Here is a 14,600-nt window from a genome sequence, read left to right on the forward strand (position 1 = left end):
TTCGAGGTTCGGCCTGTGAACGGACTGATCGAACTGTGTCTGTTCGGACAACGCCGACCCGACAAAGCCAGTGGAGCCCACGAGTATGCGCAAGATCTTGCCTCCGGTAACGACTCGGACCGCCTGATGCCCACGCGAATGATAGTTGTGGGCGGCGGTCTTTTCGGTGTGTGGTCATCATTGGTGCTGGCGAGTCGCGGGAGTGATGTGATCCTCCTCGAGCAGTCTGACGCGCTCCTGTCGCGGGCATCGACCGTGAACCAGGCGCGGCTTCACACAGGACTGCACTACCCGCGAAGCCTCAGCACCGCGAAACGTGCTTTGGCGAATTTCGAGCGATTCTGCGCAGAGTTTCCCGATGCCATCCACCGCTTCGACCAGATCTACGCCGTGGCGCGCCACGGCTCAAGCACGACTGGCGTGGGTTACGAACGCTTCATTGACCGTCTCGGCATCTCAGCGCACCGCCTGCCCGTGTCCAGATGGTTCAACGAGTCGCTGATCGAGGCCGCCTGGCGCGTGGAGGAACCGTCCTTCGATGTCAACGCAGTTCTCGAAGCGCTGACCCATCGGATCGCGACAAGCCATCGCATCACGGTGAGGACAGGGGTCGTGGCGACGGGAGCGCGGGTCACTGGTTCCGGCGTATCGGTGCAACTGCGAAACGGGGAGCTGATGTCAGCCGACGGACTAGTCATCGCGACGTACGCGGGCATCAACGCGTTCAGACGAACGCTTGACCTTGAGCCGCTACCCCTAGCCCACGAGGTGGCCGAGGTGACCCTCGGACGCGTTGACAACAGGCTTGAAGGGACGGGCTTCACCGTGATGGACGGGCAGTACTGGTCAATGATGCCCTATGGCCACAGTGGTCGCGTCAGCCTCACCTCGGTGGGACTGACGCCAAGCCGGCGGGCAACAGGCTTGCCTGTCTTCTCGTGCCAAGATCGCCGCGAGGACTGCAGTCCTATCGCACTGGCCGACTGCTCCACGTGCGACGAACGACCTAGGTCGTCACGGAGACATAAAGTCCAACAGGTATCCGCCTACCTCAAGGCGTCCGACGCTTTTACGCCGGAGTCATCCGTCTGGACAATCAAGACCATCCTCAAGACGGCTGACGTGGACGATGCTCGGCCCACCGTCGTCCTGAAGGAACCCTGCGGGCCAGTATGGACCGTCTTCTCGGGCAAGGTCAGCACCATCTTCGATATTGAGCGGGGACTCGCGTGAAGAAGGGGTACATCAGTCTCGTCATCTCGGGAGATTCGTCACTCGACGGCGGGACGTTGGCTCGCTTGGACTCCAATCTTTCCGAGGTAGCTGAGGATCACGAGATCATCGTTGTCGTTTCAGCTCTGACCGAAGACGCCATCACCCTGAGTACGCGCTGCGCCGACGCAGTGTTGACCAACCCCATGAGCCTCGTCGTCACTTGGCATGGTTCGAGCCGCGACGCGAGTCTGATGGCAGGACTGTCTCGAGCGGTCGGCGACTTCGTCATCGATTGGAATGCCAGCCCATCCGAGCTCACGACTGCGCTGCTAGTAGAGATGGTCGAAGCGGTCGACGAAGGGTACGACGTCGTGGAGTTCTGCCCGGCACAGCAGTCGACCACGAGTCGCGCGTTCTACAGCGTGGCCAACGCCTTCCGCCCGAGATCATCCCCCCTCCGGCCAACGTTCGCCCGGCTCTTCTCCCGGCGCGCCTTGGACCTTGCCATCGCGGCAGGACGCACTCTGCCGAACCGCCTACTGCTTGTGGCTGGGATGGGACTTCCACGAAAACTGGCAACACATGAAGTGCGCAGGCCGCCAACCCAGAGATACCGGGAGCGATGGGGGGAGGCGATCACGGTCCTTACTCGCGGCACCCGCGCCGCAAGCATCTTGCCGGCAATAGGCGCATTCGCATTTGCGCTGTTCTCCTTCGCAACAGCCATCTTCGCGCTCGTCTTGTTCTTCTGGACGGGCCAGGCCCCCGAGGGATGGACAACTCTCATGGTTGTGGTTGGGTTAGGACTGGCAGCAGTCCTAACCTGCCTAGGGCTTCTTTGGGAGCGTGTCGAATCGCTTTCACGGACTCTGGAACAGCCCCAAGATGCAACGGCCCATGTGATGGTCTTTCCGGCCGTCGCGGATCCCACCTCCTAATGGCGTCGAGAGCACCCATGAACGCGGCAAGGACTGCCCCGTCGCTCCCTCGACCAGGTCCAGCGAGCCTTGCGCCCTTGCTTTGGGCGATTGTGACCACTGTCAGCGTCATGATCCTCGTCATCACCTATTCCGCGAGACTGACGGAGAACTTCGCCGATCTCACCACCGGCACGATGGCGTTTGCTGGGATTGGCGACAAGTCGGTAGAACTGATCGGCGCGTTCGCCGCTGTATCGCTCGGCGCAGTTGTGGGCTTCACGACTGCCTGGTTTCGGGACCACCGCAGTCACCCTTATGCGTCCCAGGTTCCGCTACCTGACTCGTCATTCGTTCCCAATCCGGTGGTCGTCCTCTGCGCCTTCCTTATCGCCACGTGCACGGTCACAATCGGCCTGCGAACAACACTCGCGGGGCTCGGAGTCGAGTCCGGCTCCTGGGCCTGGCTGGGTGTCGCCCTGCTGTGGATTGGTCTTCTGGCATGGCAAGCGAGAACCCGAGAATCGTCCCCGCCGACAGGCACCACTTTCATCGTCATCGCCCAGTCAGTGCTGGGCTCAGGCGTTTTCGCGCTCCTGCCGGCGCCAGATCCACACGTCGGGCCGGCAGCCAACGCGTGGACGACGCCATTTGCGTGGCTCACAGCCGTTGTGGTGACGGGAGTGGTCTGCGCGACAGGTCTGCACACTCTCCGGTCGCTGAGACGAGGCGCCACACTCTCTGCTGCAGAGCTGGTCAATGGGCCAGCCGTCGTAGTAACAGTTGTCGCCCTAAGCGCGACCGTCCTGGGCCCGGTAATCCCTCGGGACGGTTACCACTTCGGAGAATTGGTGTCGCCGGGTTACCTCGCAGGCGTCTGGGGCCAGATGCCATATGTGGACCAGTTTCCTGCGCGCGGCCTCCTGGTGAACTACACCCCAAATTGGTTCGCGGACCTCATGGCCGCCCCAGGAGCTGGCCTTGTGACTTTGGGCCACGCATGGCTATCACTCGCCTTGGCCACCCTCGCATATGCACTGGCCGCACGTCACCTCCCCGTGACCGCGACTCTTCTCGTCACCCTGACGACGGCATTCGCCTCCGCGAACCTCATCGCCATTGGAGATGTCGCGATGGTTCTCGGCCTCGTGCTCGTCTACCGGGTGTCGCAGTGGCGCCACAGCTTGGCGTGGTCCTTCGGCACACTTTTTGCGGTGGTGGCAATCCTGGCCGCCCCTGCCCAAGGGGTGGCGTGCTTGGTCGCAATTATCGTCCTTACTGTCGCCCGCCTCGCCGCAGAGCGGAACCCGAGGCTTCGACTGACAGGAATCGTCGCAGCGGCATGCGTGGCCATCATCGTCGTAGCCGTGCCTCCAATTCGAACCGCTCTGACATCCGCTATGGGATACGTGGCAAGCCAGGGCTCGGTCAACGACCAGGTTTGGGGAACACCGTGGTTGTGGTCCATTCAGCTTCAGTCGCAGGTCTCTGGCGCAACGGTTATATTGGAGCTCGTTCGCGCGGCCGTCCTACCCCTCCTCGCCGTAATCGGTACGCTCATCCTTGGGCATCTTTCGCGCGAACGCCTGCAGGCGAAGGCGCTTCCCCTATCCCTTGCACTCTTCGCCTACCTCGTTCTCCAATTGCCGCGGGCGCTAGGGCGAATCGACCCGGACGGGATCTCGCGGATCGGAGCTCTGACTCTCGTAGCAGCGGGCATTGCTCTGCCATTCCTCGCGTGCCAGGGTCGATGGTTCCACTGGACGAGGGCGACCAACATGGCCGCTGCATTGGTAGTGGTGCCGCTCATCCTTCTTGACGGAGGAATAGCAAAAGCTGCCACGTTCACTTCGCGAGCAATGACGACAACTGATTCCACTGCGGGCGGCAGGCTCGTCCGAATGGATGGGCGATTTGGCGGCGCCATGATGGATCCAGCCCTAGCGGCTGAGTACGCGGCGCTGGCCTCACAGCTCCATCAGCTGCCCGGAGCGACGGACGGACTACTCGACCTAACAAACAATCAGGCGGACTTCCGCTACCTCGGCGCACCCAACGCCCTTTCCTACGGCGCTGCGTACAACATTACGTCGACTTCGGTTGAGACCAGCGAACTCGCCCGTCTCTCACTGCGACCGCCCCGGGTTTCTCTGCTTACGACCAACCTCAGCGAGTGGCATGACGGTGGAAGCGTCGGGCTCCGAATCCCACGGATCTACCGCTGGATCCTCGACCACTACGTCCCGATTCAGTGCGGCACACCGGGAGAGCCTGGATTCGCGATCTGGGGCACGAGTGATGGCACCGCGCCCAGTGGGTGCATGCGCGCCGGGTCCCTCGACGAGAGAGTGGAGATGTTTGATCTCGCATTCTCACCACCTCTGAATCTGTATGCCTTGGCGCGATCATGGGGAGCGCCACGCGCGAACGCCATCAGCGATGTACTGGTTGAGCCGCGCCCCGCCGCGACAAAGACTCGGCAAGTGGGACCACGCATCGATGTACATATTCCGTCACCCTCGCCAGGTGAGCAAGATGACGTACTGACGCTTGACCTGAATTGCGGTAAATGGACCAACGCCGTGCTGACTTGGTATGACCCAGCCAGCCCCACACCCCGTTTCGTCTACGTCGACTTGGGCGGGGGGCGGACAATCGTGCCCATGGGCTCGTTCCCGAGCTTCGCCCTGAGGGTGGTGCCCCTGGATGTCGTAGCTCAGGTCGATGCGCCTAAGGGATGTACCGCGGAGGCACACGCAACGTGGTCGGAGCATTACGTCGCACCATGACGACGTGAGCAGACCCCACAGATCCGACGCACCATTCAGTTCACTGGTGCCTGCCGTGCACGTTCGGGTAGGGACTGCGCAGTAGGGTTGCATCTGGTAGGCGCGACCGCGCAGTCACCGACGATCACCGAGGAAGTGAGCCGATGAGCACGGATCCCCGGCAGGAGCGGACACTCGGCCAGCTGGTCGCGTCCGCGACACAGGACATCTCGACGCTGATCCGCAGCGAGATCGCCCTGGCCAAGGCTGAGGTCTCGGTGCAGGTCAAGAAGGCGGGTGTGGGCGGCGGCCTGCTCGCCGGCGCGGCCGTCATCGCGTTCTACTCCGTCTACTTCCTCTTCACGACGCTCGCCGAAGGCATCCAGGCCCTGGGGCTGCCGCGCTGGGCGAGCTTCCTCATCGTCACCGTCTTCATGCTTCTCGTCGCGGCCGTCCTCGGCCTGCTCGGCGTGAGGAAGATGAAGACGGTCGAACCCACCCCGGCGAAGACCATCGCCGAGGCTCAGGAGACGGTCGAGGCGATCAAGTCGGCGGTAGAGCACCCGGGCACGACGGTGCCGGCCCCGCGCCCCGAGTGGGACCGCCCCGGCCTCCCGGCCACCGTGCCGGCCGACACGACTGCTCCCATCACCCCCGCCGCGCCGCCGAGCAACGGGAGCGTGCCGACCACGCCTGACCCGTCTCGCGACGCCTGACCCGGGACCACCAGCCACACCCATGTCCGTCGACGCTGCCTTCGTCAACATCGACGGTCCGTGGGAACACCGCTACGTCTCCGCTAACGGCGCCCGCTTCCACGTCGCCGAGCTGGGCGACGGCCCGCTGGTGCTGATGCTGCACGGCTTCCCGCAGTTCTGGTACGTGTGGCGCGAACAGATGGTCGCCCTGGCCGACGCCGGCTACCGCGTCGCCGCCATGGATCTCCGCGGCTACGGCGGCTCCGACAAGCCCCCGCGGGGCTATGACACCTACATGGCGACCCTCGACGCCGCCAGCGTCATCCGCGCCCTCGGGGAGAAGGACGCCGTCGTCATGGGTCAGGGCCTCGGCGGCTGGATCGCGTGGTGCATGCCGATCCTTCGACCCGACGTCACCCGCGCCATCGCATCGCTGTCGATGCCACACCCGCGGATCCTGCGGCACGCGATGTGGTCCAACGCCAAGCAACGTCGCGCCTCGTCATGGATCGCCGGCCTGCAAAAGCCGTTCGTGCCGGAGCGCGAGATGGCGAAGTCGCACGACTACGTCGAGGACCTCCTCCGCTCGTGGTCCTCACCCTTCGGCAGCTTCCCGACGCCCGAGGACGTCTCGCGCTACGGCGACGCCATGATGATCCCCTTCGTGGCCCACTCCGCCGCCGAGCACTACCGCTGGCTCGGCAGGTCGGCCGTGCGCCCCGACGGGCCGCTCTTCATGCGCCGCATCCGACACGCGATCCGAGTGCCGGTGCTCCAGCTCCAGGGCAGCGACGACGGCTGCGTCATCGCCGCCGCCACCCACGGGTCGGGCGCCTTCGTGCCCGGCGACTACCGACATGTCAAGGTCCCCGGCGCCGGCCACTTCCTCACCGAGGAAGCCCCCGACGAGGTGAACGCCGCCCTCCTCAAGTGGCTCGGAACCCTTGGCTGACATGGAGCTCGAGCTTCCCGACGCCGGCGGCGTCACGTGGTCGGTGTGCGTCCGTGACGGCTTGGGTATGCCGTTGGCTGCTTCGGGTGCCGACGCGCCGTTGCGCACGGCGTCCGTCGGCAAGGTGCTGCTCCTCGTGGAGACGGCCCGGCTCATCGCCGCCGGCGACCTCTCCCCCGACGAGCCACTCACCCGTTCGGTCGATCTCTGGGTCGGCGACTCCGGACTCTGGCACACGCTCTCGGTCGAGACGCTCCCACTGATCGACGTCGCGGCCCTCGTCGGCGCCGTCTCCGACAACCTCGCGACCAACGTCCTGCTCCGGCGGGTCGGGCTCGCCGAGGTCGCGGCCCGCGCCACCTCCCTCGGCCTGCGTGCAACCGCCCTGCACGATCGCGTCCGAGACGTCCGCGGCGCCGACCACCCCGCCACCCTGTCCACGGGCAGCGCCGCCGAGCTGAGCCGGCTCATGGCCCGACTCGCCTCCGGCACGGCCACTGGGCCAGACGCGGACCGCCTTGTGCGCCAGTGGCTATCGGCCAACGTCGACCAGTCGATGGTCGGCTCGGCTCTCGTCGAGCAGGGCGGTCTCGACCCGATCGCCCACCACGCGTCGCTGGACCTGCCGACGACGTTCTGGAACAAGACCGGGACGGACGCCGGGGTGCGGGCCGACGTCGGCGCCGTGACGTCGGGCGACCGGACGATCACCTGGGCCGCGGTCGCCAACTGGGACCCTTCTCCTGGCACGACGCTCGACCACCTCACGGTCTGGGCCGTTCTGCGCGGGATGCGCCACATCGGCGAGCAGGTCCTCACCCAGCTTTGAGCCACTCCCGCGGCTCGTCACTGCGGGAACCGAAGCAAACGTAGCCAGGCGGGGTCGTCGTGGGGCACATGTCCGCCAACCAGCGCACTGTTGAACGTGCAAGGGTGTGTTCCATTGGCGACCCCATCGCGGGCGGCTTGCCCGCCTTGTCCCGCCCCAAATCACCGCAATTCGGTCACAACGGATTCAACTGTCGGGCAACAGAACTCAGTTTCACGGATTCCGCAGACACGTCGCCAGGGCCGCCCTAGTTTGTGCCTCACGTCGAATCGCGGGGGCGGAGGGTGTCGACGCCTAAAGGGGAGGATTCACCATGTCTGCACGCCGTCATCTTGCTGCCGCGGCGGCGGCCACCACACTTCTTGCTGCCGGGGCCAACATCTCTGTGTCCTACGCCGCATCTGTCACGTCAGCCGCCTTCAGCGGGGGCGCTAACACGTTCACGGCTGCGAACGGAACGGTCTACGCCAAGCAGGGCGCAGCCCTGACGTTGACCCTGAACACCGACGGGAACACCCGCTGCGTCGACGTCATCGACGGCGACGGCAACACCATCGCGACGAAGTCCGGCTCGAACAGCGCCACGTGGAGTTTCAGCGGATCTGCCTATCCCTGGCTCACCGCCGGTTCTGGCAGCGGTGTCGTCCAGTACACGACCAAGGCATGGAGGAACGTGAACGGCCAAGGCAAGTGCGTGGCCAACCAGAACGAGAATTTCGGCACCCAGTCGGCGGCGTACACCCTGGACAACACCTCACCAACCGCCACGGGCGCCATCAGCCCCGCCCCGAACGGAGCGGGCTGGAACAAGGCCGATGTCACCGTGACCTGGTCCGGTGCGGACACGGGCGGCTCGGGCGTGAAGACCGTTTCACCGGCGACCGACACCGTCACGACGGACGGGACGGTCACCAAGAACACCACCGTCACCGACAACGTCGGTAACACGGGCACCGCCTCGGTGCAGGTCAAGCTCGACAAGACTGCTCCGACGATCACCGGCTCCCGCACCCCGGCAGCGAACGCCAACGGCTGGAACGACACCGACGTCACCGTCTCCTTCGCGCCGGCCGACGCCACGTCGGGCGTCAAGTCCTCCTCGGCCCCAACGACGTTCACGACGAGCGCGGCGAACCAGTCGGTCACCGGCACCGTCACGGACAACGCCGACAACACGGCCAGCACGACGGTCAGCGGCATCAACATCGACAAGGTCGCTCCCACCCTCTCCGGCAAGGCGACCACGGAGCCCAACGCCGCCGGTTGGTACAAGGGCGACGTCGCTGTGGCGTGGACCGCCGCCGATGCACTCTCCGGCACCACCAACCCTGCCAACAGCACGATCACGGGTGAAGGCACCGCGCTGACCGCGAGCGCCACCGCGACCGACAAGGCCGGCAACTCGACGAACGCACAGTCTGCTGCCGTGAAGATCGACCGGACCGCACCTAACACCACCGTCACCGCACCGCCCGCCTGGAACAAGAGCGACGTCACGCTGACCCTGGTCCCCAACGACGGCCTGTCCGGCTTCGACAAGACCTTCTACCAGCTCGACGGCGGCGCCCAGACCGCCGGCACGAGCGTCCCGGTAACCGCCGAGGGCAACCACACCCTCAAGTTCTGGAGCACCGACCTCGCCGGCAACACCGAGGCGGCGCACACCGTCAGCTTCGGCATCGACAAGACCTCACCGACGATCGGCCACACCCAGAACCCGGCCGCCAACGCCGACGGCTGGAACAACGCGAACGTCACCGTCACGTTCACCTGCTCAGACGCGCTGTCCGGCGTGGCGAGCTGCACCGGCCCGCAGACGGTGACCACCGAGGGCGAGGCCGAAGGAGTGACCGGCACGGTCACGGACAACGCCGGCAACTCGGCGACGGACCCGGCCGCCGTCAGCATCGACAAGACCAAGCCCGTCATCACCGTCGATTCCCTACCGGCACCGAACGCCAACGGTTGGTACAACGACGACGTCACAGCCACCTACACCGCCTCGGACGCGCTCTCCGGCATCAAGACGCAGGACAAGGCGCACACCTTCGGCGAGGGAGCTGCCCAGACCGACACCGCCACTGCGACCGACGCCGCCGGCAACACCGCCACGGTCACCACCTCCGCAGTGAATGTCGACAGGACCGCCCCCACCATCACGGGCAAGGTCGTCGGTACGCCGAACGCCAAGGGCTGGTTCACCGGCGACGTGACGGTCCACTGGAGCTGCGCGGACAACTTGTCCGGCGTCGTCGCCTGCCCGGCCGACTCAGTCGTCAAGGGCGAAGGCAGCGACCTCTCCGCCTCGGCGAGCGTCAGCGACAAGGCCGGCCACACCGCTTCCGCGACCGTGGACGGCATCAAGGTCGATCGGACCGCTCCGACGACGTCGGCGATCGACGTCCCCGGTGGCTGGGTCAACGCACCGGCCACCGTGGGCCTGTCGGCCAACGACAACCTCTCCGACGTCGACAGCACCTACTACGCCGTCGACGGGGCGACCACCCCCACCAAGGGCGACACCGTCACGGTCGGCGCCGAGGGCGTCCACACGGTCAGCTACTACTCGGTGGACAACGCCGGCAACGCCGAGGCCGCGAAGTCCTTCACCGTCAAGGTGGACCTCTCGTCGCCGAGCATCACGCCCAGCCAGTCGCCCGAGCAGAACGGCAAGGGCTGGAACAACACCGACGTGTCGGTCAGCTTCTCCTGCGCCGACCAGACGACACTGTCAGGCCTGAAGGACTGCACGGCCCCGCAGACCGTGAGCACTGACGGCAAGGCGCAGAAGGTCACGGGCGCGGCGACCGACAACGCCGGCAACAGCGTCACCGGTACCGCCACGGTCAACGTCGACAAGACTGCACCGACGATCACGGGCGGCCCCGACCGGGCGGCCAACGCAGCAGGCTGGTACTCCGACGACGTCACCGTCTCCTTCGACGGCGAGGACGTCCTGTCCGGCATCGACACCGTGACCGGGCCGCAGCACCTCGGCGAGGGCGCTGACCAGAAGGTCGACGGCACCGCCACCGACAACGCCGGCAACACCGCCAGCACGACGGTCAGCGGCATCAACGTCGACAAGACGGCGCCCAACCTGAGCGCCGCCCCGACGACGGGCCCGAACGCCAACGGCTGGTACAACACCAACGTCACGCAGACTTGGTCCGCGGACGACGCCCTGTCCGGCCTAGTTGGCGTCAAGCCCGCCGACTCCATCCTGTCGACCGAGGGCGGGGGCCAAACAGCCTCCACGTCCGTCTCGGACAAGGCCGGCAACACGACCAGCGCCACCAGCGAGCCGGTCAAGATCGACAAGACCGGCCCCAGCACGGACGTCTCCGCCCCCAGCGGCTGGGTCAACAGCAGCGTCGACGTCACCCTGACGCCGCATGACGCGCTGTCCGGCGTTGACGCCACGCACTACACCGCGGATGGCGGCGATCTCCAGACCGGCACCACGGTCAAGCTGACCAGCGAGGGGACGCACACCATCTCCTACGCCAGCATCGACAAGGCCGGCAACGTCGAAAAGTCCAAGACCCTCACGGTGCAGATCGACAAGAGCAACCCGTCCATCACGCACTTGCTGTCGCCGAGGGCAAACGCCAACGGCTGGAACAACGCGGACGTCACTGTGACGTTTACGTGCGACGACCAGGCTGACCTCTCTGGCATCGCAAGCTGCACCGCGCCCCAGACCGTCATGACCGAGGGCAAAGAGCAGCCGGTCACCGGCACCGCCACGGACAACGCCGGTAACACCGCGACCGACCCGGCCACGGTGAGCCTGGACAAGACCAAGCCGACCATCACCGGCAGCCGCAGCCCGGCCGCCAACCCGGCCGGCTGGAACAAGACCGACGTCACAGTTCACTTTGACGGGGACGACGCCCTGTCCGGCATCGACAGCGTCACCCCCGACAAGACGTTCGGTGAGGGCGACGACCAGTCGCTCGAGGGCACTGCACTCGACGCGGCCGGCAACTCGGCAAGCACCACGGTCGGTGGCATCAACGTCGACGAGACCGCACCGACCCTGTCCGGCAAGCCGACTGTCGCCGCGAACGGCAACGGTTGGTACAAGGGCGACGTCACGATCGCCTGGACTGCCACCGACGACCGCTCCGGTGTCGCATCCGCTCCCGCCAACAGCACCATCACCGGCGAGGGCAGCGGCCTCAAGGACACCGCCACGGTGACCGACAAGGCCGGAAACAGCACCACCGAAGACAGCGTCGCGGTCAACATTGACCGCACCGCCCCAACCACGGGCGCAGACGCTGCCGGTGGCTGGAACAACAGCAAGGTCACGGTCAGCCTGGACGCGTCCGACGGCCTGTCAGGGGTCGACGCAACCTACTACCAGGTCGACGACGGCGGCGTCTTCAAGGGCGCGCTGCTGACCATTGACACCGAGGGCATTCACACCCTGAAGTACTGGAGTGTCGACCTCGCAGGCAACACCGAGGCCGCTCAGACGGCCATGGTCAAGATCGACCTCAGCAAGCCGACCGTCGGTCACACCGTCTCCCCCGCCCCGAACGACAAGGGCTGGAACAAGACGCCGGTCACCGTCGCATACCAGTGCGAAGACAAGCTCTCCGGCGTGGCGACCTGCTCGCCCGACGCGAAGGTGAGCACCGACGGGCAGGACCAAGCAGTCCCCGGCACCGCCGTGGACAACGCCGGAAACGCCTTCACGGACAACGCCACCGTCAGCATCGACACCGTGGCGCCGCTGATCGGTGGTCGCCCGGACCGGGCCGCCAACACGAACGGCTGGTACGCCGGTGACGTCACGGTCGGCTTCCGTTGCCGCGACAGCCTGTCCGGCATCGCAAGCTGCCCGGTACCCACCATGCTCGGCGAAGGCGCCGCACAGTCTGTCAACGGAACCGCGACCGACACCGCCGGCAACAGCAAGGGCACCACCGTCGGCCCGGTGAACGTCGACGAGACCGCCCCCACCCTGGGTGGCGCCGCCACCACCGAACCCAACGGGGCTGGTTGGTACCGGGCGGATGTCGCCGTCAAGTGGAGCGCCGCTGACGCCCTGTCGGGCCTCGACGGCGCGGTCCCGGCGGACAGCACCATCGACGGCGAGGGCACCGGCCTAAGCGCCGGCACCTCAGTCCGCGACCTGGCCGGCAACGAGACCTCGGCGACGATCGCCCCGGTCAAGATCGACCGGACTGCGCCCAGCACGACCGTCTCCGACGTCTCGGGCTGGAGCAACAGCGCCGTCACGGTGAAGCTCACCGCCGGTGACAACCTTTCCGGGATCGCGTCGACGCACTACCAACTCGACAAGGAGATGGCCGCCACCGGCACCAGCGTCACGATCGACACCGAGGGCGTCCACACGCTCCAGGTGTGGAGCGTGGACGTCGCCGGCAACGTCGAGGCGCAGAAGAACATCCAAGTGGAGATCGACACGACGGCACCCGGAATCAGCCACAAGCAGTCGCCGGCAGCCAACACGCGGAGCTGGAACAACAGCGACGTCACCGTCACCTTCATCTGCACCGACAGTGGCTCGGGCGTCTCCAGCTGCACCGACCCAGTCACAAAGGGCGAGGGCGCGGCGCAGAAGGTCCAGGGCAACGCCACCGACAAGGCGGGCAACTCAGCGACTGACGAGACCAGCGTCAACGTCGACAAGAGCAAGCCGACCATCACGGGCAGCCTGTCTGCCGAGCCGAACGGCAACGGCTGGTTCAAGGCGGACGTCACGGCGACGTTCACCTGCGCTGACCAGGACGGCCTCTCCGGCGTCTCGTCCTGCCCCACTACCAAGACCTTGGCAGAGGGCGCCAACCAGAGCGCTGGTGGCACTGCCACCGACGCCGCGGACAACGCCAGCGACGACCTCAGTATCACCGGCGTCAACATCGACAAGACCGACCCGACCCTGACCGGCGCCCCCACGGCAGGTCCGAACGGCAACGGCTGGTACAACGGCGATGTCACCGTCAAGTGGACTGCTGCTGACCCCCTCTCCGGCATCGACGGCGCGAACCCGGCCGACAGCACGATCACCAGCGAGGGTGGCGCTCTGTCCACGACCGCCTCGGTGGAGGACAGGGCCGGCAACACTGCCAGCACGACGGTCAAGGGCATCAAGATCGACCGGCACGCCCCGAGCACCGACGCCGCTGCACCCAGCGGCTGGCAGAACAGCGACGTCACCGTGAAGCTCAGCGCGACCGACAGCCTGTCGGGCGTGGCGAGCACCTACTACACGGTCGACGGGGGGGCGCAGCAGGCCGGCACCACGTTCAGCGTCACCAGCGAGGGGACCCACAAGGTCACCTACTGGAGCGTCGACAACGCCGGCAACGTCGAGACGGCCGGCACGGCCACCGTCATGGTGGACAAGACGGCGCCCACGATCACTGGCAAAGCCACCAGCAGCCCGAACGCCGCTGGTTGGTACAACGCTCCCGTGACCGTGCAGTTCGACTGCAAGGACGCGGTCAGCGGGATCGCCAACTGCCAGCCCGATGCCACGCTCGCGGCCCAGGGCGCGAACAGCGCCACCGGCACCGCCGTGGACAACGCGGGGAACAAGGGCACGACCACCGTCGGTGGCATCAACGTCGACACCGTTGCCCCGAGCGTGACCATCGGCGGGGTCAAGGACGGCGCGGTGTACACCATCGGCGCGGTCCCCAGCGCCACGGCGAGCGCCACCGACGGCACGAGCGGACTGGCGGCTCCGGCCACCGGTACGCGGACCGGAGGCACCGCGAACGGCGTCGGCACCTTCACCTACACGGCGACGGCGGCCGACAAGGCCGGCAACGTGGGCACGTCGAAGGTGACCTACACGGTGCTCTACGGCTACGGAACGACCCTGTTCCTGCAGCCAGTCAACGACACCGCGCACCAGACGGGACTGTCCACCAGCGTGTTCAACGCCGGCCAGACCATCCCGATGAAGTTCCAGCTGAAGAACGCTGCGGGCCAGGTCATCCAGGCGGGCACGCCGCCGAAGTGGCTCGCTCCCGTCAAGGGCTCGAGCACAGCGGCGGCGGTCAACGAGACGGCCTACACGGCGGCCGAGACGGTCGGCGGGACGTACACCTGGGACGGCACGCAGTACCAGTACAACTGGAAGACCGACAAGACCCAGGCAGGCTCTTACTACAGGGTCGGCGTGACGCTTGACGACGGCCAGACGTATTTCGTCAACATCGGCCTTCGATGAGCTAG

7 protein-coding genes are annotated in these 14,600 nt (G+C 66.3%); all 7 read left to right on the plus strand.

Features of this window, described 5'->3' with window-relative positions; translation table 11 throughout:
- Positions 1-15 precede the first annotated feature (15 nt).
- Positions 16-1,233, plus strand: coding sequence for an FAD-dependent oxidoreductase (locus tag ASE25_RS15865; RefSeq protein ID WP_157623462.1), 1,218 nt, complete (start codon positions 16-18; stop codon positions 1,231-1,233).
- Positions 1,230-2,153 carry a hypothetical protein gene (locus ASE25_RS15870; protein WP_056826559.1) on the plus strand — a complete coding sequence of 308 codons (924 nt, stop codon included), beginning with the start codon at positions 1,230-1,232 and terminating at the stop codon, positions 2,151-2,153. Before ASE25_RS15865 ends, ASE25_RS15870 begins: the two co-directional genes overlap by 4 nt.
- 110 nt (positions 2,154-2,263) lie before the next feature.
- The gene (locus tag ASE25_RS22865) at positions 2,264-4,921 is read left to right on the plus strand and encodes a hypothetical protein (protein WP_157623463.1); all 2,658 of its coding nucleotides are present in this window, start codon (positions 2,264-2,266) and stop codon (positions 4,919-4,921) included.
- A gap of 143 nt (positions 4,922-5,064) precedes the next feature.
- Entirely contained in the window at positions 5,065-5,616 is a 552-nt protein-coding gene (locus ASE25_RS15875) for a phage holin family protein (RefSeq protein ID WP_056826560.1), read from the plus strand.
- A 22-nt stretch (positions 5,617-5,638) separates the two neighbouring features.
- Positions 5,639-6,550, plus strand: a complete 912-nt coding sequence (locus tag ASE25_RS15880) for an alpha/beta fold hydrolase (protein ID WP_056826561.1) — start codon at positions 5,639-5,641, stop codon at positions 6,548-6,550.
- Between the two features lies 1 nt (position 6,551).
- The gene (locus ASE25_RS15885) at positions 6,552-7,379 is read left to right on the plus strand and encodes a serine hydrolase (protein ID WP_056826563.1); all 828 of its coding nucleotides are present in this window, start codon (positions 6,552-6,554) and stop codon (positions 7,377-7,379) included.
- A 313-nt stretch (positions 7,380-7,692) separates the two neighbouring features.
- Entirely contained in the window at positions 7,693-14,595 is a 6,903-nt protein-coding gene (locus ASE25_RS23715; protein WP_157623464.1) for a PxKF domain-containing protein, read from the plus strand.
- Positions 14,596-14,600: the final 5 nt, after the last annotated feature.

The sequence above is a fragment of the Terrabacter sp. Root85 genome, assembly GCF_001429185.1.
In the GTDB taxonomy this organism is placed as follows: Bacteria; Actinomycetota; Actinomycetes; order Actinomycetales; family Dermatophilaceae; genus Terrabacter.